Source organism: Dehalococcoides mccartyi 195, assembly GCF_000011905.1.
Classification (GTDB): Bacteria; Chloroflexota; Dehalococcoidia; order Dehalococcoidales; family Dehalococcoidaceae; genus Dehalococcoides; species Dehalococcoides mccartyi.
In genome coordinates this window covers 148,379-169,485 of sequence record NC_002936.3, presented here as the reverse complement: position 1 = coordinate 169,485, position 21,107 = coordinate 148,379, and the positions used below count along the sequence as shown (strand labels likewise).

21 protein-coding genes, 1 tRNA gene and 1 pseudogene are annotated in these 21,107 nt (G+C 47.3%); 9 read left to right on the top strand and 14 right to left on the bottom strand.

The features are described 5' to 3' along the window. Positions 1 to 94 precede the first annotated feature (94 nt). On the bottom strand, positions 95 to 1,627 hold the full coding sequence (locus DET_RS01020; protein ID WP_010935976.1) for a reductive dehalogenase: 1,533 nt from the start codon (positions 1,625 to 1,627) through the stop codon (positions 95 to 97). 278 nt (positions 1,628 to 1,905) lie between these two features. On the opposite strand from DET_RS01020, the gene DET_RS01015 reads away from it, so the two are divergent. Beyond that, the gene (locus tag DET_RS01015; RefSeq protein WP_041223307.1) at positions 1,906 to 3,522 is read left to right on the top strand and encodes a sensor histidine kinase; all 1,617 of its coding nucleotides are present in this window, start codon (positions 1,906 to 1,908) and stop codon (positions 3,520 to 3,522) included. Between the two features lie 7 nt (positions 3,523 to 3,529). After that, positions 3,530 to 4,228 (top strand): response regulator transcription factor, encoded by a 699-nt coding sequence (locus DET_RS01010; RefSeq protein WP_010935973.1) that lies wholly within the window; start codon positions 3,530 to 3,532, stop codon positions 4,226 to 4,228. Positions 4,229 to 4,348: 120 nt separating this feature from the next. Here DET_RS01010 and DET_RS01005 read toward each other — a convergent pair whose 3' ends face one another. Next, positions 4,349 to 4,810 carry a hypothetical protein gene (locus DET_RS01005; RefSeq protein WP_052275206.1) on the bottom strand — a complete coding sequence of 154 codons (462 nt, stop codon included), beginning with the start codon at positions 4,808 to 4,810 and terminating at the stop codon, positions 4,349 to 4,351. Positions 4,811 to 5,293: 483 nt separating this feature from the next. Here DET_RS01005 and DET_RS01000 point away from each other — a divergent pair, with 483 nt between their 5' ends. The 4 genes from DET_RS01000 to DET_RS08905 all read left to right on the top strand — a co-directional run bounded on the left by DET_RS01000 (position 5,294) and on the right by DET_RS08905 (position 8,575). Further along, positions 5,294 to 5,830 carry an RNA polymerase sigma factor gene (locus DET_RS01000; protein WP_167518159.1) on the top strand — a complete coding sequence of 179 codons (537 nt, stop codon included), beginning with the start codon at positions 5,294 to 5,296 and terminating at the stop codon, positions 5,828 to 5,830. Between the two features lie 15 nt (positions 5,831 to 5,845). Beyond that, positions 5,846 to 6,667 (top strand): hypothetical protein, encoded by an 822-nt coding sequence (locus DET_RS00995; protein WP_010935971.1) that lies wholly within the window; start codon positions 5,846 to 5,848, stop codon positions 6,665 to 6,667. A 559-nt stretch (positions 6,668 to 7,226) separates the two neighbouring features. Continuing rightward, positions 7,227 to 8,111, top strand: a complete 885-nt coding sequence (locus DET_RS00985; protein WP_148184957.1) for a DUF4231 domain-containing protein — start codon at positions 7,227 to 7,229, stop codon at positions 8,109 to 8,111. Between the two features lie 23 nt (positions 8,112 to 8,134). Further along, a complete protein-coding gene (locus DET_RS08905) occupies positions 8,135 to 8,575 on the top strand; it encodes a TIR domain-containing protein (RefSeq protein ID WP_080505015.1) in 441 nt (146 codons plus the stop codon). Here the strand turns inward: DET_RS08905 and DET_RS00980 are convergent. From DET_RS00980 to DET_RS00960, 4 genes and pseudogenes are all read right to left on the bottom strand, one after another. Further along, a protein-coding gene (locus DET_RS00980) for an IS3-like element ISDet2 family transposase (RefSeq protein WP_095205663.1) occupies positions 8,481 to 9,595 on the bottom strand; the annotation gives its coding sequence in 2 pieces (ribosomal slippage) (positions 8,481 to 9,343 and positions 9,343 to 9,595; 1,116 coding nt in all). The genes DET_RS08905 and DET_RS00980 overlap by 95 nt on opposite strands. A gap of 38 nt (positions 9,596 to 9,633) precedes the next feature. Beyond that, on the bottom strand, positions 9,634 to 9,969 hold the full coding sequence (locus tag DET_RS00970; RefSeq protein ID WP_010935967.1) for a hypothetical protein: 336 nt from the start codon (positions 9,967 to 9,969) through the stop codon (positions 9,634 to 9,636). After that, the gene (locus DET_RS00965; RefSeq protein ID WP_010935966.1) at positions 9,944 to 10,174 is read right to left on the bottom strand and encodes a hypothetical protein; all 231 of its coding nucleotides are present in this window, start codon (positions 10,172 to 10,174) and stop codon (positions 9,944 to 9,946) included. Before DET_RS00965 ends, DET_RS00970 begins: the two co-directional genes overlap by 26 nt. 31 nt (positions 10,175 to 10,205) lie before the next feature. Then, positions 10,206 to 11,477: pseudogene (locus tag DET_RS00960) on the bottom strand (reductive dehalogenase); the annotation flags it as partial. Positions 11,478 to 11,835: 358 nt separating this feature from the next. Between DET_RS00960 and DET_RS00955 the strand changes: the two are divergent. Beyond that, a complete protein-coding gene (locus DET_RS00955) occupies positions 11,836 to 12,351 on the top strand; it encodes a MarR family winged helix-turn-helix transcriptional regulator (RefSeq protein ID WP_148184955.1) in 516 nt (171 codons plus the stop codon). Between the two features lie 314 nt (positions 12,352 to 12,665). On the opposite strand, the gene DET_RS00950 is transcribed toward DET_RS00955, so the two are convergent. From DET_RS00950 to DET_RS00920, 6 genes are all read right to left on the bottom strand, one after another. Next, a complete protein-coding gene (locus tag DET_RS00950) occupies positions 12,666 to 13,145 on the bottom strand; it encodes a hypothetical protein (protein WP_010935965.1) in 480 nt (159 codons plus the stop codon). Positions 13,146 to 13,460: 315 nt separating this feature from the next. Continuing rightward, positions 13,461 to 13,874, bottom strand: a complete 414-nt coding sequence (locus DET_RS00945; RefSeq protein ID WP_041223300.1) for a hypothetical protein — start codon at positions 13,872 to 13,874, stop codon at positions 13,461 to 13,463. A gap of 89 nt (positions 13,875 to 13,963) precedes the next feature. Beyond that, positions 13,964 to 15,241, bottom strand: a complete 1,278-nt coding sequence (locus DET_RS00940; protein WP_010935964.1) for a DNA polymerase III subunit beta — start codon at positions 15,239 to 15,241, stop codon at positions 13,964 to 13,966. Positions 15,242 to 15,386: 145 nt separating this feature from the next. Continuing rightward, positions 15,387 to 15,902 carry a hypothetical protein gene (locus DET_RS00935; RefSeq protein ID WP_010935963.1) on the bottom strand — a complete coding sequence of 172 codons (516 nt, stop codon included), beginning with the start codon at positions 15,900 to 15,902 and terminating at the stop codon, positions 15,387 to 15,389. A 479-nt stretch (positions 15,903 to 16,381) separates the two neighbouring features. Then, positions 16,382 to 16,810 (bottom strand): hypothetical protein, encoded by a 429-nt coding sequence (locus tag DET_RS00930; RefSeq protein ID WP_148184953.1) that lies wholly within the window; start codon positions 16,808 to 16,810, stop codon positions 16,382 to 16,384. Between the two features lie 55 nt (positions 16,811 to 16,865). Next, positions 16,866 to 17,570 carry a tyrosine-type recombinase/integrase gene (locus DET_RS00920; protein ID WP_010935961.1) on the bottom strand — a complete coding sequence of 235 codons (705 nt, stop codon included), beginning with the start codon at positions 17,568 to 17,570 and terminating at the stop codon, positions 16,866 to 16,868. Positions 17,571 to 17,840: 270 nt separating this feature from the next. Here DET_RS00920 and DET_RS00915 point away from each other — a divergent pair, with 270 nt between their 5' ends. Continuing rightward, complete coding sequence (locus tag DET_RS00915; protein ID WP_010935960.1) at positions 17,841 to 18,656, top strand: hypothetical protein; 816 nt, start codon at positions 17,841 to 17,843, stop codon at positions 18,654 to 18,656. A gap of 197 nt (positions 18,657 to 18,853) precedes the next feature. After that, a complete protein-coding gene (locus tag DET_RS08465; RefSeq protein WP_010935959.1) occupies positions 18,854 to 20,386 on the top strand; it encodes a recombinase family protein in 1,533 nt (510 codons plus the stop codon). On the opposite strand, the gene DET_RS00905 is transcribed toward DET_RS08465, so the two are convergent. After that, positions 20,374 to 20,449, bottom strand: a tRNA-Val gene (locus DET_RS00905). The genes DET_RS08465 and DET_RS00905 overlap by 13 nt on opposite strands. A 49-nt stretch (positions 20,450 to 20,498) precedes the next feature. Continuing rightward, the gene (locus DET_RS00900; RefSeq protein WP_234943825.1) at positions 20,499 to 21,077 is read right to left on the bottom strand and encodes a carboxymuconolactone decarboxylase family protein; all 579 of its coding nucleotides are present in this window, start codon (positions 21,075 to 21,077) and stop codon (positions 20,499 to 20,501) included. Positions 21,078 to 21,107 lie beyond the last annotated feature (30 nt).

The window sequence follows — 21,107 nt, the reverse complement described above, 5'->3', positions numbered from 1 at the left end:
CACAGGAAGCCAATAAAGATAAGCAGCCTACTATCAACAGACCTGTTATCAGCACCATTAACCTTTTCATACAATTTTCCTGAAAAATTAAATTTTAGTAACCGCCCACCGTTGAGCCGACTGTAGTATCAAAGCCGTAAGCAGGCAGACCAATCTCCCAGAACTTCTCTTTCTCGTCACCCTCAACCAAACCGTAGCCGAAAGCTTTATCAGCATTCCAGAGGAAGCCGTTGAGCAGAGATGTCTTGGCCAAAGTAGCCTTGACTACATCATGTATCATGGAAGCGCCGTTGGTATTGAAGGTACAGGTAGCCATACAGACACCGCAAGCACCAGCCACCGAGTTTGAATACATCTGGCAGGCGATGGGGTCATTCCAGAACAAACGCTTGCCGGGGGCATGGTAATCTACCGGCATTTCGGGTTTGTACATGCTGGCCGGGAAATCCCAGGTCGGTTCTGAACCCTGGTCAATACATTTGGCAGGGCATTCATCAGCGCATTTGTGGCAGGTATGGCAGAAACGGAATATACCGGCATCTATGGGGTGAGTGGGTGCCATAGGCAAGTCGGTTATGATATCAAAATAGCCGTGAACACTGCCGTATTCGGGGCTGATGCAGACGTTTGAGTTGCGTCCCATTTTAGCCAGGCCGTCCAGTACAGCACCGGCCTGTGACGGGAAGCAAGGATACGGCTCTTCCAGACCCTGATAACCCAAAGCAGTCAGGAAACCTTTGGTACAGGTATCAATGGCTGCCCGCAGGCGGTAGCGGCTGATATTGGCCGCTGAGCGCAGCTGGGAACCGGGGCCAGTCCTGAAGAGGTCTTTTGACATGGGTACAGTATAGGTTATGCAGTAGAGGGGTTTATTGGGAATGACATATTTGGTATCAGTGGAATAACCCTGGTCAACATCTTCAAAGACAATCTTCTTGATGTAGGTATCCGGAGGCGGCCAGTTATCCAGATATTTGACGTCACCGCCCTGGGGATAGGTGGAAACAAATTTCTTGGTCCGTTCGTTCAGTTCACCTACGGATACGTCGGTAGCACCGAAGAAGCGCATGGCAGCCCGTACCATCTGGGTATTTTCTTCAGGCGTACCGGACCACTTAGGTACACCCATGCTTTCCGGGGTAGCAACACCTTTCTGTCCGGTCCAATATACGGAGAAAGAACCGCAGCAAGTCCCGGCGGCCGGGAAAACGTAATCAGTTTTATAACCGCTCATATACTGACCGGTACCGGCTCCGATATTTAAAGCATTATCCCGCAGGGTTGAACCGGGCTTATTATCAAGCATATCCTGCTTGGCGTTAGATAAGGCTCTCACCCTGTTATACTCATCCAATCCTACAAAGCGGCATACTTCAGCTGGTGAGTGGGCTGAGTAGCGGGCATCAAATCTCTCAACCATATCCCAGTCTATTTCAGTGGTAGGCTCTTCCAGTTCGAGTTCCTTTACCCACCAGGGACGTTTCCACTGGGCGGTTTTCGAACCGATCATTTCATCTAGATCACGATACAAGGGGGACACGGCAGCCGCAGTACCAATACCCGCTCCGGCTAAACCAAGCCCTTTCATAAAATCACGACGAGTTACTGCACTGTGAAATTTACTCATTAATTTCCTTCCTTTTCGTTTTGGTCTTTCCCAAAGTCACCCGGTCTCTTCCGGAAGTCTCTCTTAAGCCATCACCTCCTCTAAAACAGATAGTAACACCACTAAAAATAATAATGCTGATATTCATTATTTATCTGTTAATTGGTGTTAAAATTATTAACACCGCCACGAATGGCTGGGCAGGGCAAAAGGAAATTGGTAGTGTATTTTTAGATTTTTACAGCTATAATTTGGTACAGAGATTTGATACATATGTTATTAAGGATAATTAACTATTGATGTTCAATTCTGTAGGCAAGTTAGCACTGGATAGCGCTCCGGTGGCCGTTTACTGGTTAAACAACCGGGGGGAAGTGGTGTATTCAAATAAAGCCTTCACCAAAATGACCGGTTACAGTGCCAAAGAACTGGCCCAGTTGGATATCTGCCAGATTTCTTCGGATTTCAGCCGCCCCCAGTGGGAAAGTTACTGGAACAGGCTGAAAAAGTCAGGCGCTAATATCAGGTCAGCCATTTTATTGTCAAAATCAGGCCATAAAATCCCGGTAAACATAAATGATTCATATTTAAGATATTCCGATACAGACTATGACTGTGCCTTTTTAAACAAGGCAGACAGTGAGCAGATTACTCAAGTTAATACCGTAACACCCCAGCCCCATCTCAAAGAGATTGCCAGACAAAAAACAGATGAGGCGGTTACCTTTAATAAACTTATACAGACCCTGATTGAAAGGCAAACCCTTACCGAAAAAGCTCTATACGAGAGCGAGAAAAAATTCCGCACCATATTTAATAAAGCCCGTGATGCCATAATCCTCTGGGAATGGGATGCCCATAAAGAAGGCTTTAAGATAATTGAAGTAAACGACATGGCCTGCCAGCGGTTTGAGTACACCCGGCAGGAAATGTTCGGTAAATATGCTGATTTTTTCCAGCCCAACTCCAAGGAGAGCAAAGCCAAGTTTCTGGCCGGAACCAAAGCCACTGTCAACAAGGAAGATGGAGCGACTTATGAACTCCTGCATCAGTCAAAGTCCGGCAAGATTATGCAAAACGAAGTAAGCGGACTGCGCTTTGAGTTAAATGGCAAACCGGTAATATTATCTGTTATCCGTGATATATCTTTACGCAAAGAATATGAAATAAAACTGAAAAATATGTACGAGCGGGAAAAGTTGCTCAATACCCGGCTGGAAAACGAATCTCAGAAACGGGCAGAATTCACCCGCATTCTGGTACATGAATTAAAAACTCCCCTTACTCCCATAATAGCCGCCAGTGATATGCTGATAAAAATGCTGCCGCCCGATATTTCGCATGAATTGGCCAGCCAGATAAATAAAGGGGCTGAAGAGCTTAACAACAGGATGAACGACCTGTTTGACCTGGTCAGGGGGGAGCTGGGCATACTTTCACTGAATACTGAAAGCATTGACTGCACCAGGTTATTGGGGGATATTATAGAATTCATACGCCCCCAGGCACAGGCTAAAAATCAAACTCTTGAAGCCGGTTTCCAACCGAACCTGCCGTTAATTGAGGTTGACCCGGTCAGGTTTAAACAAATTGTGATGAATATCTTGGGAAACGCCCTGAAATTTACTTCCCAGGGCGGCTTTATCAAAATGAGCGTATTCCAAAAAGGCCGCTGTCTGGTTATTTGTATAAAAGATAACGGCCGGGGAATTTCAAAAGTAAAACAGCGGCGCTTGCTGACCTCATATGACGACCGGCTAATTTCCAGGGAAAGTTCCGGGGGGCTTGGTTTGGGGCTGGCTCTATCTAAAACATTTGTAGACCTCCACCAGGGGCAGATTACTATACACAGCAAGGAAGGCCACGGTACCACCTGTGATATTATTTTACCCATAAAACAAAATGGCGGAAGTTGAGAAGAGCATGAAGATACTAATAATTGAGGATGATGCCCAAACAACCGAAATTGTGAAGCTGTCTTTTAAACTCGGCTGGCCGGATGTGCGTTTGCTGGAAGCCAGTTCCGGTGAAAGCGGCCTGGCCATGGTGGAAACAGCCAAGCCTGATGCCATTATTCTTGATATCGGCTTGCCGGATATCAGCGGCTATGAAGTGCTAAGGCAAATCCGGCTCTTTTCTGAGTTACCGGTGATTATTCTGACTATTCGGAATGAGGAGAGCGACATTGTGAAGGCACTTTCCCTGGGAGCGGATGATTACCTGGTCAAACCATTCCGCCAGATGGAGCTACTCGCCCGTATCAAAGCTATAAGCAGGCGTTTGCATTCACCCGAAGTTGATTTGGAATTTGAATGCGGCCCATTCCATTTCGGCCAGTCAGTAACCAAACTCTATAAAAATGACAAACCCATACGCCTGACAAATATAGAGGGGCAGATACTGTATTACCTGATGCGTTCCAACGGACGTTATATTTATAATGAAACGATAGCTCAAAAAATCTGGGGGGAAAACGCTTACGAGAGAATAAGGGTAAATATAAGACATTTGCGGGAAAAAATTGAAGACAACCCTTCCAACCCCAAGTTTCTTATAAATATACCCGGCAAAGGGTATATGTTTATCTGCCAGGATTCGCCCAAAGCGGAATCTTCTTCCTAATAGGATACAGCCCTTTAGCCTATCAGCCGTGATAAGTAAACGGGGTGGGGAAACAAGCTCTGCTCATGGAACAGAATGGTGGGCGCTGGCAGTCAATACACAGAACTCGGACCTGTGTATTTAACCTTGCCCTCCTGAAATAGATTGGCTATGCGGTGTCTTTTCGGTACGCTCAATTGCGGTGAGTATTCCCTTGGCGAGTATTCCTTTGTAAGGTCCATCTGCAACGAGGTTAAGTGTATTCAAAGCGAGATTGTAATAGTTACTCGCCTTTGTTAGATCGCCCATGTCTTCATGTGACTTGCCAAGGTTAAGATATAACGACGGAAAGAACCCAGATACCCTCTCGTCTTTAACTGCTTCCCCAAAATCTAAAGCCCGTTGATTCCAAAGGAATGTGCCTTCAACATTGTCTTGGTAGCGTGCCATGTAATGTGACACGATACATGAGTCATAGGCGTCTGTTCTTGCTTCCCAGGCCTTCATACACAGTCCAAGAGCATCGGTTGATCTTCCCTCAGATTCAGCCTTTATAGCGTCAGAACATAGTCGAACAATTGGATTGTTAACATCAATCTCCATTGACACAAGTATCGTTTCTAACGGCTTCATAGTCAAGTGGGGAGAAAGAACAATACAACAAGGTGTTGGTTATTGCCAGATAGCCAAAGGATCGTTGTCGTTCTGTAGATACACTTCCATTCAGGATGCAAAGTACTCATAAATCGGACACTCTCACGCGCTATTAACACGCCAAATACACAGATCACATCCTTCGATATGGCGGCATTATCCTTACCAGGCTTCTTTGGCCGCGCTCTGGATGTCGTGCTTGGCAATAAACCGCTAGAGAATCCTTCACTGGCAAAGGCAACCATTTAAGGGTTGCCTTTTTAGGACAGGATCGGCGGTTAGTGCACGTGATCTGTTCACAAAACGAGTATCGCCTTTTATGATCAGGATCAACCTTTTCATTTAAGGTGACAGACTCTAACATTATTTCATTCTCAGATGCACCTTTTTGCGGCATATGTCCGTTATACTATTAAGATGGATGTGTCCGGATTGAATGAAAAAAACCTAGTAGAAAAAGCAAAAACAGACTCTTCGGCGTTTGGAGAGCTCTATGAGTTGCATTACGCCAGAATCTTCGGTTACGTGCTCAGGAGGACTGCCAATCTCTATCAAGCACAGGACGTAACATCTGAAGTATTTTTTAAGGCGTTGAAAGGCCTCAAGTCATTCAATTGGAATGGCACACCTTTTTCAGCTTGGTTATATCGAATAGCTTCCCATGAGATAGTAAATAATTGCCGTCACAATTCTCGCTATTCATATGAAATAAGTCTCAATGGATTGGAGTCGATAGCACCTGTAGAAAACGTACTCCAACACGAGCGAGATGTGGAGGAGAGCCTGGACCTTCAGAGCAGTTTTCTTAAACTTCCAGCTAAATATCAAGAAATCATAGCCCTTCGATATTTTGAAGATATGGAAATCAGCCAAATAGCGGCAATAACTGGTAAATCGGAAAACACTGTGAAATCGTTGATATTTCGGGGGATAAGTTGCCTTAAGGAACTCAACGAGAAGTCGATGTAGGGAACGGGGGTATATATGACTACGGAAGAACTAATCCGGGTGCTAGCGAAAAGAAAATATCTTGAAGTGGAGTCTAGTAAATTTCGAACTCACCTTAGGACCGCGCTAATGGAACAACACCATAAGGAACGAACGAGGGTGGGGAATTTTGTTGGCCGATGGGCGCATAATACAAAGCTAACTGGCGTTCTTGGCGTGGGGCTTTTATTGTGTGTAACAGTAATTGTAGTCAGTGTGCTTTTGCCGTTTTCCTCTGCGGATTTCGATGGGAAAAAGGCCGTCGCCGCTGTAATGGCAAGCGCGGATGTTAAAGCCGCACTCCAAGGGGATACGATCACAGAAGTGCTTATTACGGGGGTTTTTGACTACGAAACCGAGGCGACAATAACCACTTCAACCGGCCGAACCTACAAAGTATTGATTGATAATAAGGGGAACATCGTAGCTATCAATCCAGGAACGCCTAGGTTAAGTCACACTTTTTTTCCGCTATTTACATCACCCCATTATAGTTCATTCTTTGAGCAAGGTTGTCCCGTTGCGTTGAACGAAGATGAAAAAGTAAGACTTATTGAAGTTGCCAAAAACTCGGATCCAATTAGGGTGCTGTTAGAACAGGGCGCCACTATATCCGGCCTTTCAATTGCTTATGCCAAAACAACCACGGTTTTTGACATGAAAACAAAAACTTGGACCGCAATTGTACATGAGAAACTCGCACAAGTGCTTATCAAGTCTTCTGACCAAAGCCACGTATTCCTCATCGATTTCGCAGAAGGGACAACCTATGCATCATTTGACGAGTTTTGTCGATCAAAAGGAATTCCTTATCCATAGATACTTGGAGAAGGAATATGTTAAATCCATACCGAGTTGAACCACTTCCAATAGATAATTTAACCGACAGCGAAATCAAATTAGTCTTCGAAGAGGTTATATGAAAATAATCCGATTAGCAATCGGTATCATATCCATCTCTTGGGTTTTCGTTTTAGTGCTCTTACTTATTAATACCAAGGGTGAGCCAACTATTGACTATCCTACAGGAAACCCCCTTGATCAGACTCCTCCGTTTCTAACAAAGAGGCCAAATATTGACCCAGGGTTTACCCCAATTTGGCACAGGTAAATTAAAGCAATAGAACTCACGAAATCAGGTTCGTGTTGTAACACAGGTTACCGTTGAAGTTGCTTAAAAACAAAGAAGTCCCGCACTACCTAACATAGATAATGGGTGCCTCCGCCAAGTGCCGTAAATACTTTCTAACAAATTGTTGAAGATAGGTTCGCAATTAGATTTAACAGTTTGGAGCCCGCCTGATTCAGGTAAATCATTCTTTCTGTATTATCTTATTTCAACTCCTGAAAATATGTTTGCGTCCCTTGAACCTCCACGATATACTTACGTCTGGAGAGTACTTATATCAATACCGAAGATTTTCCTGCTTTATATCGATCCTCAGATGGGTTGTCGGTCCAAGCCCAAAACAACTATCTCAGGTTAATGCGTTTTTCATTAGCGTTTTTGATCCTCGGTTCCCTTACTTCATTATTTTCCGGATCTTCGGAAGTCTTTGCCATAGTTTCTGCATGTATTCTATCTTTAGTTGTGTTTATTTCCCTTATCCTCGCGCGGAAGAGGTATGATATTACTTGGTATTTAACCCGAGCTATAGCAGAATCTGTAAAAACCATTACTTGGCGTTATGTAATGAAGGCAAAACCTTTTAATCAATCCGACCCAATTGCACGCACCAATTTCTTAAAAGATTTAAATAAAATACTTTCACAAAACCGAAGCGGATGCTGTACCGTCGATGACAACGAACAAATAACTCAAAAGATGATTGAAATAAGAAACGGAACATACCAAGAGCGGTTGAGCATTTACCTTGAAAAACGCGTAAAAGATCAAAGCAGTTGGTACATAAAAAAAGCAAGATATAACGCAACAAAAACGGACCAATGGTTTTACGCAATAATAGGGATGCAATTTTTGGCCGTGCTCAGCGCTCTTGTAAGGATCAGTGAGCCACAATGGAATTCAATTCCAACGAGTGTTTTAACCACGATGGCAGCTTCATCATTAAGTTGGATGCAAACTAAACGCTATCAAGAGCTCTCGAGTTCCTATGGACTAACGGCCAATGAGATTGGAATTATTAAATCAGACGTGCCTAGCGTTGTTAATGAGGTCACGCTTTGCAAGTTCGTAGGCGATGCCGAGAATGCTTTTTCACGTGAGCATACCCAATGGCAAGCTCGAAGAGATTACAATTAAACAAGTTCATTTAGGAGGCATCCATGCCCGAGCTACATAGATATAGGTTGTTTGTGAGTCACGCGTGGAGATATTCAGAAGAATACAACCGGTTTTGCAATCTATTGGCTAATGCGCCTAATTTCATATATTCGAACTACAGTGTACCTGAATGTGACCCTCTTCATTGCAAACCAAATGAGCTCGCCGAAGAACTTAGGCAACAAATCAGGCCTGTTGAAGTGGCGATAATCTTGGGTGGAATGTACGCTACTCATAGTGATTGGATCCAATTTGAAATCAATTTTGCTCAATCGCTGAATAAAAGAATTCTTGGAGTTGCACCGTATGGAAGTGAGCGTTTTCCACTAAACGTTAGTCAAGCTGACCTTACCCCACCTTTAGTAGCATTCCGGAGTAGAGTCCAGAATTTGCCTCAGCATACTCCTGAGGTGTTTGACCTTTCAATGAAGTGTGTGGCCTGACTTCGTTATAGTCGATCCTCCAATCCTCGATGATTTCCCGGGCTTGTTTCAAGCTCATGAACCAGTTTTCATTCAGGCATTCGTCCCTGAATCTACCGTTAAAGCTCTCGGCGAAGGCATTTTCTATAGGTTTGCCTGGCCGTATGAAATTGAGTTTTACACCCCGCCGATAAGCCCATTCATCAAGCGCCCGGCCGGCGAACTCAGGTCCATTGTCGATAGTGATGACTTCGGGCAAGCCTCGAGTCTCAGCCAACCTTTCCAGGACACTCACCACCCTGGCGCCACCGAGAGATGTATCCACTTCGATCGCTGGGCATTCCCGGGTGAAGTCATCGACGATGGTCAGTGTCCTGAAGCGTCTCCCGGTGACGGTGGAATCAGAAACGAAGTCCATGCTCCATCTTTGGTTAGGCCTATCGGGCACCGGCAATATGATTCGATTAACGGCAGTTCCTTTGCGTTTGCGTTTTCTTCTTAACGCCAATCCCTCTTCTTTGTAGATTCGCTCGGTCCGCTTGTGATTGATCACCAGTCCTTCCCGTTTAAGCATAATGTGGAGCCGCGGGCTGCCAAAGCGCTTCCGCTCCCCGGCCAGATCCCGTAACCGCTGGCGCAAGGCCAGATCATCGTCTAGTTTCGGCTTGTAGCGGTAGGCGGATGGCGAAATACCGACAAGCAGACAAGCTCTTCTTTCACTGAGCCCAAGATTTCCCCTGGCAAACTCCACCGCCTCCCGCCTGACCTTGGGCTCTAGAAGTTTTTTGCGAGAAGCTCTTTAAGCGCCCAATTATCAAGCGCCTGGTCGGCCACAATCTGCTTCAGACGGCGGTTTTCATCTTCCAGAGTTTTGAGCCGTTTAAGCTCGCTAATGGAAAGACCCGCATATTTGGCTTTCCACTTGTAGTAAGTGGCGTCGCTGACTCCGTGCTTGCGGCACAGCTCGCTGATCTTTGCCCCGGCTTCGGCTTCCTTTAGCACGGTGATGATCTGCTCTTCGGTGAACTTTTTCCTGATCAATTGAGCCCTCCTTGAACGTTTTATTTTAGCGGAGGACTCTACATCTCGGCGATACTAATTACGGGGGGAGGGTCAACTTCAGCAGCGTTGTAGTCAGGCACTACCAATGATTCAAGGCTAAGATCAAGCAGTCTCTTCTGCTGCTTGTATTCCTCCTCCGGCATGACGTTATCGACGTACGCCCTTCCGAGGCGAAGTAGTCTCGCTTTAACCTCGTCCCGTTCCTTATGGATCCGCTCAACATCGTCTTTCATGCTGATAATAGACAGCACTTCTTCTAGCCACTTCGGTCCGAGTTCAATGGCCGAGACTAGCTCTCTCACCTGATTGTCGATTATCTTTAAACAGTTATTTTTGATTTGTATTACGGCCAATTTTTCTGATGCTCCATCTTAATCCGAAAGTTAGACAGAGAGTTGTCAGAAGGGCTCCACCTACCAATAGGGCAATTACTCCTATTGCTTGTGGTTCTTGTTCAGTGAAGGTCGCAAATCCATCGTGAACAAACAAAACAGCAAGTGCCGAGGATAACATCCCAAAAATCCACTGGTACCATTTAATATCTAGGTTTATCTTCATGAATCGTTCCTCCAATCCTAATTAGTGAAGTTTACCATTCGTTTTTCCCATACTGGTGAATGCCCCATTCAGCCATATTCCCGGTCCAAAGAGTGGAACGTTCTTCATCTGAAGGCATTTCGCCATAGCCAGCTTGTGTGTCCATGTTAGCAAAGAAACTATTCAAGAGTGGAGTTGTCGAAACTGTAGCTTTAACAATTTCATGAATCCAAGCCTCATTGCTCTTATTGAATACACAAGCCGCAGCGCAGCGGTAACAGGCTCCAATTGGGCGGTGATTGAATCCAGAAACAGTATTTGCCATGTACCAAGTGGCGCATTTTACTGATTCATTGGGGTAGCCCTTGTGATCGTTAGATGAGCTCCACGGTCCTGTCGATCTTTCCCATGTCGGTTCTTTCATCTCTTCTTTGGTTGGGATGGCGCCTGATGGACATGCATTGGCACAAACGCCGCAGGTACTGCAGAACTTGAGAACTCCGAAATCGATTGGTTTCGTTGGAGCTAGGGGTAGATCTGTTAATATGATCGCACAAGCCCCACCAACAAATCCCTCCGGAGTTGCGGCTGGGCCATGCGTACGGTTGTATTCGCCTAAACCAGACATTATACCGAATGGTGGCCTGCTTATACCCCCCATGGTATCTTCAAAGTAATAGGATTGATAACCCAAACCCCATAGGAACTGCTGAACCCGGGTTATCCTCTCTGCCTCTTCCTCCATGAAGACAAATAGTTCGGGTGTAGCTCGACCTCTTTTTGTCCCTGCTGCATTACCTATCGTGCTGTATACAACGATAGCATTGTTACATTTATTAGGTATGACTTTTACCTTTCCCCTTACTTCAAAATCATCAATAGAATCAAAATCATTTACGTTCTTGTATATTAGATTTCTGCGATTGCCAATACTTTTGTCATCCAGATTTGTGTACCCTATAAAGGAAAATCCATACCTTCTCAGAATAGTCCGCATCATGAGGTTGTTTTCCTCGGGGGTACCCTGCCATTTAGAGGCACCCAACTGTTTATAGGTCGGAATGGAGCGATAGCCTTCCTGAGGCGCAATCACCCCGTCTCTCATGTGCCCCCAATCCAGGGCTGTTATGGCACCGATCTGATCTCTAAGAGTCCAGCCGGGAATATTATTAGCGATTCCTTTTTTCTGATTCTCAGCGATATTTTGTTGTACAGCCTGGAGTTCTTCTTTGGAAATATAAACTCCACCCAATACACCTTTAGCGGCATCAACGCCTGTAAATGATGTCCGTTTGTCAAAATCAATCTCGACCGTTGGTTTCTCGACTTCTTTTACTCACCAGGGACGTATCATCATTGACGTAAAGGATTTGATCTCTGAGGATGAAATGGACATTGCTTCATCCAGATCATGTAAAACCGGGGTTACGGCTGCCGCACAACCAACTCCCGTGCTGGTTGCTCCTAAAATTTTCATGAAATCTCTTCTGCTTAGGGTCTTGTGGAATTTTGACACTTTGTGCTCCTTTTCAAAGTATTATTAGAGAGTTCGTATAGGGAAGACTTATGAGACCATAATCAGTACCTTCTAATTATTGTTGTTAGCACTAGTTGTATACAACAGTATCATAGCACACTTTCAGAGCTTGTCAAGACGCTCCATTTTGGACTACGATGTGACTATGAATGAACTTGATCGATCGGAAACCCTAATCTACGAGTTAGTTACAATCCATGCGCAGAACTACCACACATTGAAAAAATTACTTGGAAGATTTGCGCGGGTGGTTAATGCCAGGGTAACCCCACAGCAGCAATTTATTTTAGAGTACCTTAGTATCTACGGGATTCGTTCCATCGATGAAATTTCTAGGCAGATCAACAGGGCACGGCCAACAGTAATTCAGATGTTGCAGCGTATGACTAATAATGGTCTTGTTAGACGAATTAAACAACCTGATGATCGAAAAATATATTATGAAGCATTACATGAGATACAAAATAAAGTGAATATCCACACACGAATAACTGTTGCAAAGACGATTTTTGATGATTTCACATTTGATGAGCTTCAACAATTCTTAATAATGGAATCCAAATTTGGAGAATCATTAAACGCCAAATTGACCCTTGACGATGATGCTTTTAAGAAACAGCTTCCAGAAGAGATAGTCAATCAGCATTTTATTGATTTATGAATATCTATCGGCCACAGCCCCGTGATGCCTGGGAGTGTATATAATCACCCATTCTCACCGAGATCCACTCCAGCATGTCACGTTTCCGCTCTCGTCCGACTCTCCGAGGAGGGCGAAGCATTAATAACAAACCGAGAGCTGTACGCTCTCGGTTTGTCCGGTTCTTAACCAGTCCAAGATGTCTCGTGTTTCAGATATAGTTCGACTCTCACCCGTCTCCCTGTCAAATAGCTTTGATCAAACGGTCTCTGCAAATGTGTGATCGATCGCGATCGATTTTTCCGTTATCAGCCGGCTCCAAAACGAACGACGGTCTAATCCACGGATCGCGTCGTTCCAAAAGCCCATTGATGAAACTCGACAGCAACACCGATAACCCCGATGAGTACTGTCCTCATGTCCCCGGCTTGATCGTCGCATGACTCCCAATTTGTGTTGGCCTTCTGCAATCCAAGATGGACGAAAGTCTGCACTAAGCTTTTAGGGTGGTAGTAGTTGCCGAAGGGATTATTGACAAAAGCGGCTGATTCCTTAGCGTCTGGCTCAAAGTCATTGCCGGTCCTGCCGCCAGATTCGGCGTTCTGGTCTTCGATGTATTTCCACCAAAGCGGCAGAAACGCGGATTCACGACGCATAAACCACTCGCGAAACCGGTAATATCTAATCTCATCCTGTTCGCTTGGCGCCACATCCGAACCCGAAGCCAGGGCGATAATGTCAGAGAAGTCCATGAATCTGGAGATCCAGTCGTCGATTAGAGCCTTTTCACGTTTGAGGAGCAACGCTTTAACCATGATCTAATTATAACATTCAAGCCAAAAAATCGAGGTTCTTTCAGCATTACATCAAATTCCATTGGATGCCAAAACCCATTCAACGTTTGGTGCAATACCGTGTTGCTCCCGTGCACTGGAAATCGGTTAAAGTCGTGTTGCCTTCGCGCAGAAGTCGTTGTGTTGTCCCGTGCAATTATCTCGTGTTTTTCCCCCGTGTATCGCACGAGGTATATTTTCACGATACTGAGTAAACAAAAAGGGGACTGCCCGATTTCGAGCAATCCCCTTATGTGACAAACGGCGGGACAGTTATGTCCCGCCGTTATTGATAGACTAACTGCTTAAGGACTTAGAGCGTTCCAACTCCACAATACCGAGGTCTTTGAAATGCTGGAAGATTTCATCCAGCAGCTTGTAAGCATCGCCGGACAGTTTTTTACTCGCACCGTCATTCCAATCGAGAAACCAGTACTCGATCAAAACGGCATCGACGTTTTCATCCAAGTAGAAACGAAACTCATCGGCCGGGCCGCCCCAGGACAACTGCCAGCGGAAATAGCTCCGCTTCTGGTCTCGGAATGTGTTCTTGGCGACATAGTCGAAGCATAGACCGTATTCATCGAACCTGCCCAACTCCCGATGCGATGCCTCGGGGTTTTTCTGATACAGCCGCCAGAGTGTCCGTATATCCCCTAACCGATCCTTAAGCTCTAAGTGAATCCTTTCCCGGCATGATTTCTGCTCCATCGTAATTTACCCCCTTAAAAGCAAACGGCGGGGTATTTCTACCCCGCCGTTGGCGGTTGTTTTGTGAGTTCAAGCGTTCAGTTTATGGGTTAGACCGCGACAGCTTCTCTAGCTATCTTTTTGGTTATCCTCGGCATCTTAGGCTTCTCGGTGATAGCCTCGGCTTCGGCTACCGCTTCGACCTTATCCGTGTCGGGCTTGGCTTCTGCCACCCTCGGTGCTTCGACCTTGACCGGCTCGGTTGCCGCCGTTTCTTTCGGCGGTTCGCCTTTCACCGGTTCCGGTGCCTTAGCCTCGGCCTTGATTTCCGGCTTCGGTTGCGGCTTGCCAATCGCCATCGGCATAACCACCAGTTGAAAGCCGTCAGCCTTGAATAGCGTCGGCAGGCTTGGCTCGGTGATGTTTAGTTCCACTATGCCGCCGCAGGCTTTCAGGGCGTCGGTAAAAAAGCCGCCGTCAAGCCTAAGCCGTACCGGTTCGCCGGCAGTCTCGGCGGAAAGCTCGGTCACGCCCTTATCGTCAGTTGCCGATATGACGACCTTGCCGTCACCGATGGCGAGGTCAACCGGACAGCCTTTGACATCGGTCAGCACTTTAAGCGAGGCAATCGCCCGTAGCGTTTCCGTGCTTTCAAGGCTTACCGCCGTTTTGAAACCCGTCGGGATGAGTGGGTGATAGTCAGGATAGTCGCCGCTCATACCAGACCACCGGTAACGGATAAGCTCCGTTTCGAGCACCAGGTATGTCCGCTTGGTGGCTTCGTCCGTTTCAAAGGCGAGGCGTACCCGCCTGGCACGGCGAAGAGCTTGGGCAACGCCCTTTAGCTCGTCCCGATGGATGACCGCCGTCCCTTCGCCTTGATAGTCGAGTGTGACAATGGCGAGGCGGTAGCCGTCGGCGGATACCAAGTCGAGCTTGCCGTTTGCCGCCTTAAAGCAGACGCCTTGAAGGACTGGCCGCGAGCTTTGGCTTGAAGTGAAAGTAAGCACCTGTTCCAAAGCCTCGGATATTTCGAGTGCTCCGAGGTTAGGGATAACGGAGTAGCGGGGACTTACCTTAAGCTCGCAGTAGCCGGAGCTTGTCTTGTCGCCGGTCCATTCGTTGTTGGTAAGGTAGGCTTGGTTTGCGCCGCAGACTACCTTAAGGCATTTACCGGTGACCCGCGATACGCTGGCATCACCGTTTGACGGGACAACCTTAATGACGTTACTCCCGCCAAGTGCTCTAAGGTAGGATAAGAAGCCTTTGCGGCCAAGGGTGAAACCCGAGATGCTCACCTTATCGGCCAAGGCTCTATTCAGGGCGCTGATAACACTTTCGCGCTGTGCGATAAAACCCTCACCTGAACGCTTGCCCTCGATATTCAATTGTTCGATAGTTGATACCCCCCTTTAGCTATCCGGCGATTGGGCAATTCCACCGGCTTCGCATAATAGTGAGACACTTACTAGCCGCCGTTCGCTGGCCTAGTTAATGCTCCCACTTATATAACCGCTAGAGAGGGTCAAAACGTTACCCGCAAAATACTAGTTTCTGTTCACGTTTACGGAAATGGCAGAGATATTTACGTTCTGCACCGTCCAAGGTGACGCCGTTTACACGTTTGAAGGCAATCTGGATCAGGCGCTTGGGACAGCTTAAGAGGAAAGTCCGGGCGTCCACCCAGGCATCGAGGTCGAGGGCTGAATCATCGGGCAAAACTGATGACAGGCCGGTGTCATTGTCGGCGGTCTCATCATCAAGGGATATGAGGTCGGGCTGGCGCTTCTTTTTCCGCCAGTAGTCGGCAACCTCGAAAGAAGCAATGCGGTACATCGCCGCTTCTGGCAGTGGCAAGCCACCCTTGCGGTTTTGAGCGTCTGCCAACTCCATCATCATGGAATGCCTTACATCCGGCCTGTCCTGTGGCGGTACGCGCCACTCAAAGCGTTTGGCGACGGCATAATAGAGAAGCCAGTCACCGGTAAGCCGGTTATAGGACAGCGGCAGATTGTTTTGATCGTCGTGGCAACCTAGAGTAGTTCTCAAGGCGCTTACCCCCTTTCAGTAGGGGCAAGCGCTCAGGTGAGTGTTTTATGGCTGTTAAGTTGTTAAGGTGCCGGTGGTAAATCCAGCACCCATCATCCAACAATCTTTGCTTATGTTCAGCTACAAAATGAACCTATATTTACGACAAGCCCGTATCCACGATGGCGGACAGGATAATCAGTTTAGCTTTGGGGAAAGCTTAATCACACAATTCGGGCTCTTTCCTCACCGGATGGCGCCTGAATTGGCCTCTTGGTGCGTTTCACCGCCAATTGCCGCAATAACAATCCGATATTGGCCAGTTGAATTGTGCAATCAAACGTTGGGAATACCGAAATACCTTTTAACGGCTGTTGACGGCTCTTTCGGGCTTTAGTGGCCTGATGTTCGGCTGCTTGGGGTGTTCGGCGGCGCTTACTTAGATTGCACCTGCCATCCCAATAATGCCGAATGCTGTTCGCTTTCAGGCGACGAATGGCTCAGCCCCGTTCCGCTCTCTGGGGATTTGCCCAGGCGCTGTCTCCGGCTCCGAGCCCTACCCGCGTCAGCCGGTAGTATATCCGCGGCGGACCTTTGACGAAATTATCCTGGAAGGCCGAAGGTTCTTTATAGCCTGAAGGCTCCACCCATCGCAACCTTCTCAACATCGAAAAATAAACGACAAAAGAGTGGTAGCGGCAGGCTGTGGTCTTGTAGGGGATGGTCGATATGTTCTTTTTGAATAATTCATCCGCCTGATCAGGCGAAAAGGGCTTGCCCTGTTTCCTCGCCAGCTTCTCGGCTAACCTCACCGCCCGGTCCATCGCCCACTCCCCGATAAGAGCCATCTTGTAAAAGTGAAAGATATCGGCCTGGGGAGCTCCGATTGTAGGATTAATGACAGGAGATCCGAAAGGCGCATTGCCCATTAGGTATTCCCTGATAAACCAGCCGCAGCCGAAAGGCCGGAGGAAACCACCCTTCTTAGGTCTTAGCTGAATTACCATCGCTCTTCCAGAGATCGTCGTACCACTTCCGATGCTCTTCGCCGGCCACCTTGCGGTATTTGGCCGTGGTATTAAAGGACTGATGGCCAAGATGCTCCTGCAGCATCCTGAGCCCGTCTCCCGTGTCGTCGTGTTTCACCGCGTGCACGGCGAAAGCATCACGGAGTTTATGAGGCGAAATATTGTGAACCTTACCGGTCTCAGTGTTTATTATCCGCGGCAAGCCGGCTTTTTCACCCAACGTCTTAATGATCTGCCAGGCGCGGTGGCGATTCACGCCAAACAGCAGGCGTTTACCGTTTCGAATAACCGGGCCACCCCGGGTGATATAGTCCCGGAGGTGTACTAGCAAAGCTTTATCTACCGGTAGAATCCGCTGTCTTCGGAAATCCTTCAACTCCTTAAGGGCCGATTCGACTTTTTCACCGCATTTCGGGCAGTAAACCGAAGTTAACCCGAGACCCGCCTGGCAATTTGGGCATTTCAACTTTAGACGGCTTTTAAGATGCTTGATGGTAACCGTGCCATTCGCCAAATCAACATCATCGACGCTTATCGACAAGGCTTCGCTGATACGGCACCCGAGATGGGCGAGGAGTAGTAAGAGAAGCCGGTCGCGGAGGTTTTCGGCAGCTTCGATCATGCGCTCAATCTCCTGATAGTCGAGGTAGACCTTATTCATGAGATTTATCCTCCGATTGATTGGAAGATGCGGTTTTCAGGCGGCGGGCGACGATCAGTCGCGCTAGGATTTTGAGAGCCGCGGTTCGCGCTTCAACCGACGGCTCGTTTTTTGACAGTTCGGAATCTGAAGGTCTAGAATGTGTCACAACGAGGTGATGGTAGCACAATTGCAATCGTATAATAGGGGTATTAAGACATTAATTAACGTATATATGAACGTATATATCTTAGCTAATAGAATTATATAATCCTGAAGGAGGTACAAAATATGGCCCGCGGACGCAAGCCGGAAGTAAGCATCGAACAGGCAAATGAGTGGCTCAGGCGAGTCGATAACGGGGAATCCATTAAAGAGATCGGTAAAGACGATAACTTCGTCGAACGCACGGTGAAGAAGTACGTGGATCAAGCCAGGGAGCGCCAGGAAACAACCCAAGCGAGGACCATGGTCTATAAAGACGCCCTCGAAAGACATTACAAAGATTTGGTATCCATGGCGAAAAAACTAGATCAGGCGGTTTCATCTAGTAAGAGTATCGCCGGAGAAACCAAAGACCCGCTTTATTCAGCTCTTAAAGAGCACCAGCCCAATTCCAAACTGTGGGTGCATATTTCGGAGTGGAACACCCTTCTTACAGAGGTCGACTCACTGCGGGATAATTTCAAAGTTGCCATAAAAAACGACGCCGCAAATAATCCGTTGTTGCAGACGTCGTTTATTGGTGGAGCCATGGATACCGAAAACATCGGTCAGGCGATGATCCGGGTGGCTGATTCACTTCTTGGAGGCTATCCGGGCATAAGGGCGGTGAATTCTCTGACACCTGTACCAATCGGTGACCCGGATCTAGTGATCGCGCAGTACGGCGGCTTCAATCTAGGTAATTTCCAACCAGATAACCTGTCCGACCTGGTATTGCGACTCACTGACTTAGAAAACCAGCTTCCGGGCTTTAGTCAGTTCCAGTCTCTTAAAACGCTTGCAGAGCGCCAGTTAAAGCTAAAAGAAGCAATCCATGATCTACTGACCGTGTTCATCTTGAAACGGGTTATCAGCGGGCACTGCTGGTACTGCCCTTTCTAGTTCCGGCACTTGAATCCAAAACAACGGAGCATGACGGATAAAAAACAAATACCACTACTTAAGTCTTCTGCTTCTTCCGTGAAGCGAGATTTTTGTCAGTGAACGTGGTAGCAACACGGAACTAGCAAGTGAACTCAGTGTACCGGCGAAAAATGGCACGAAACCGGCAGTGAACACAATGAACTGGGAGGTCTAAGATGAAAGTTGTTCTTTACGCCAGGGTAAGCTCGGAAAAACAGGACGTCGATCTGTCGTTGTCAGCTCAGTTGAAAGCGATGAGATTGTTTGCTCAAGGTCGAGAGTATCAGGTGTTGCGCGAATATATTGACGAGGCCGAGACTGGCCGGACGACTGCCCGTCCGGCCTTCAGGGAAATGATCGTCGCTGCTCGACGGCCTGGTAAGCCATTTGAAGCTATCCTCGTCTGGAAATACTCGCGCTTTGCCCGAAGCCGGGAGGATTCGATCGTCTACAAGACGATGCTTCGTAAAAATGGCGTCCAAGTAATCTCGATTAATGAACCCACTGAAAATACCCCGGTCGGCAGACTTATGGAGGGCATGATCGAGGGACTCGATGAATTCTACTCTGATAATCTTGGGGAAGAGGTAACCCGCGGTATGAGGGAAAGCGCTTCCCGAGGTTTCTACCTTTCCTACAGGGCACCCTACGGCTACTCCAAAGTCAAAGTGGCCGATGGCGGCAAGATCAGGACGAAACTTGAACTTGATCCGGTCCGGGCACCAATCACACACTCTATCTTCAAGTCGGTGATTTCGGGTAAAGGTGTCGTCGAGGTGGCGAGGGAATTGAATTCCAAAGGTATTGCGAGTGCCAAAGGGAAGAGCTGGACAAAGGGCACTATCTATTCGATGCTCAACAATGAACTCTACACCGGTACCGTGGTATGGGGTAGAAACTCAAAGCGCGGCCTGGAACCAATTAAGGTAACCGGCGCTTGCCCCGCTATCGTCGATATCGAGACCTTTGACGCTGTTCAACAGATGATGGCCTCACGGGCTCCGAAACTCATTCACCCCAGAGTCGTTTCCAGCCGGTTTCTCCTAAGCGGGCTTGCCAGGTGCGGCTATTGCGGACGCTCACTCACCGGTCAGGATGCCAAGAGTGGCAAATTTGCCTATTACGTCTGCGGCAGCCTGACCAAAAAAGGAGCTGGATCATGTGATTTCAAGTACCTTAACGCACCCAAGTTTGAAAAGGCGATCATCGATGAAATCAAGAAATCCGTCCTGACCAAAGAAAATCTTCTGGACCTAGCCAAGGCTGTCACTGAAGAGTGGAACGAGTCCCTTACTGGTTTCAGGCAGGAGATCGATTCCATTGATGATAGTATCAAGGACACTCAGTTTCGGCTGTCAAACATCTACGACGCAATAGAATCGGGGAAAATCGAACTATCCGATCTGGCGCTAAGGATCAAGGAACTCCGAATGCGTCAAGAAAAGCTTATAGCTCGAAAAAGTGAAATCGAAGCGCAATATTCCGAGCATCGTTATGAAATCATGGATCCGGCGCAGATGGCTGTATATGTGGAGGATTTGAAGGCTCTCTTAGATGAGGGTGAAGTATGTGAGCGGAAGGCTTTTATCAAAGGCTTCGTAAAAGGAATCCGAGTCAAGGGTGATGAGGTCACCGTCGAATACACACCGCCGTTACCGGATGGAACAGGGGAATCGGTTCTGTCTATTGAAGGTCATGGTGGGCGGTAGTGGATTTGAACCACTGACCCCCTGCGTGTGAAGCAGGTGCTCTAACCACTGAGCTAACCACCCAAAGAACTCAGGCCGATTATATCTTATAGAAAATCTAAATTCAACGTACTTACGGCTGGCGGTTAAGCCCTATTTTGCCAAAGGTGAGATAGTACAGAAATTTATCAGCCGTATTGCCGCTTAAATTACCTATGCGTATCATACGCAGATACAGGTGGATAAAACCTGCTTTTTCAGCCCCGTAATCTGCCTCAAGTTTGCTTTGCATTTCTGCGGAGGGTTTGGCGGCAGTATCCGCCCAGTGCTGGGCATACAGGACTGCATTTAGTTCACCCGAAGGGCAGTTGCCGAAATCACCGTCAAGCAGGGCTTTTACTTCCGGCTGGGAAATGCCGCTCTCCAAAGCCATTTTGGTATGGGCATAAGTGCAAAAGCGGCATTCATTAACCCCGGTTACGGCCAGCATCAGCCGTTCCCGAAAAGCCGGACTGGGAAATCCGCTTAAGCGGGATTCCTTTAATTTACGGCGGTTTTTCAGGATAAAACCTATGTCAGAGAGAAACTGGGCGGGATTTGAATATGTACGTTTGGGGAACTTCTTCATATCAGCTAATTTTAACTTAACAGCTGTTTTTTCACAAATAAAACCAGCTACCGCCATCAGGTTGCCTCTCAAGAGGCGTTTCACTCATAAATCGCCGCACACCAGAGGCGGCCT

Bases quoted from the DNA above. Each gene is read 5' to 3' on its own strand.
- DET_RS01020 (WP_010935976.1), bottom strand. From the start codon at position 1,627: ATGAGTAAATTTCACAGTGCAGTAACTCGTCGTGATTTTATGAAAGGG.
- DET_RS01015 (WP_041223307.1), top strand. From the start codon at position 1,906: ATGTTCAATTCTGTAGGCAAGTTAGCACTGGATAGCGCTCCGGTGGCC.
- DET_RS01010 (WP_010935973.1), top strand. From the start codon at position 3,530: ATGAAGATACTAATAATTGAGGATGATGCCCAAACAACCGAAATTGTG.
- DET_RS01005 (WP_052275206.1), bottom strand. From the start codon at position 4,810: ATGGAGATTGATGTTAACAATCCAATTGTTCGACTATGTTCTGACGCT.
- DET_RS00995 (WP_010935971.1), top strand. From the start codon at position 5,846: ATGACTACGGAAGAACTAATCCGGGTGCTAGCGAAAAGAAAATATCTT.
- DET_RS08905 (WP_080505015.1), top strand. From the start codon at position 8,135: ATGCCCGAGCTACATAGATATAGGTTGTTTGTGAGTCACGCGTGGAGA.
- DET_RS00965 (WP_010935966.1), bottom strand. From the start codon at position 10,174: ATGAAGATAAACCTAGATATTAAATGGTACCAGTGGATTTTTGGGATG.
- DET_RS00955 (WP_148184955.1), top strand. From the start codon at position 11,836: ATGAATGAACTTGATCGATCGGAAACCCTAATCTACGAGTTAGTTACA.
- DET_RS00950 (WP_010935965.1), bottom strand. From the start codon at position 13,145: ATGGTTAAAGCGTTGCTCCTCAAACGTGAAAAGGCTCTAATCGACGAC.
- DET_RS00945 (WP_041223300.1), bottom strand. From the start codon at position 13,874: ATGGAGCAGAAATCATGCCGGGAAAGGATTCACTTAGAGCTTAAGGAT.
- DET_RS00930 (WP_148184953.1), bottom strand. From the start codon at position 16,810: ATGGGCAATGCGCCTTTCGGATCTCCTGTCATTAATCCTACAATCGGA.
- DET_RS00920 (WP_010935961.1), bottom strand. From the start codon at position 17,570: ATGAATAAGGTCTACCTCGACTATCAGGAGATTGAGCGCATGATCGAA.
- DET_RS00915 (WP_010935960.1), top strand. From the start codon at position 17,841: ATGGCCCGCGGACGCAAGCCGGAAGTAAGCATCGAACAGGCAAATGAG.
- DET_RS08465 (WP_010935959.1), top strand. From the start codon at position 18,854: ATGAAAGTTGTTCTTTACGCCAGGGTAAGCTCGGAAAAACAGGACGTC.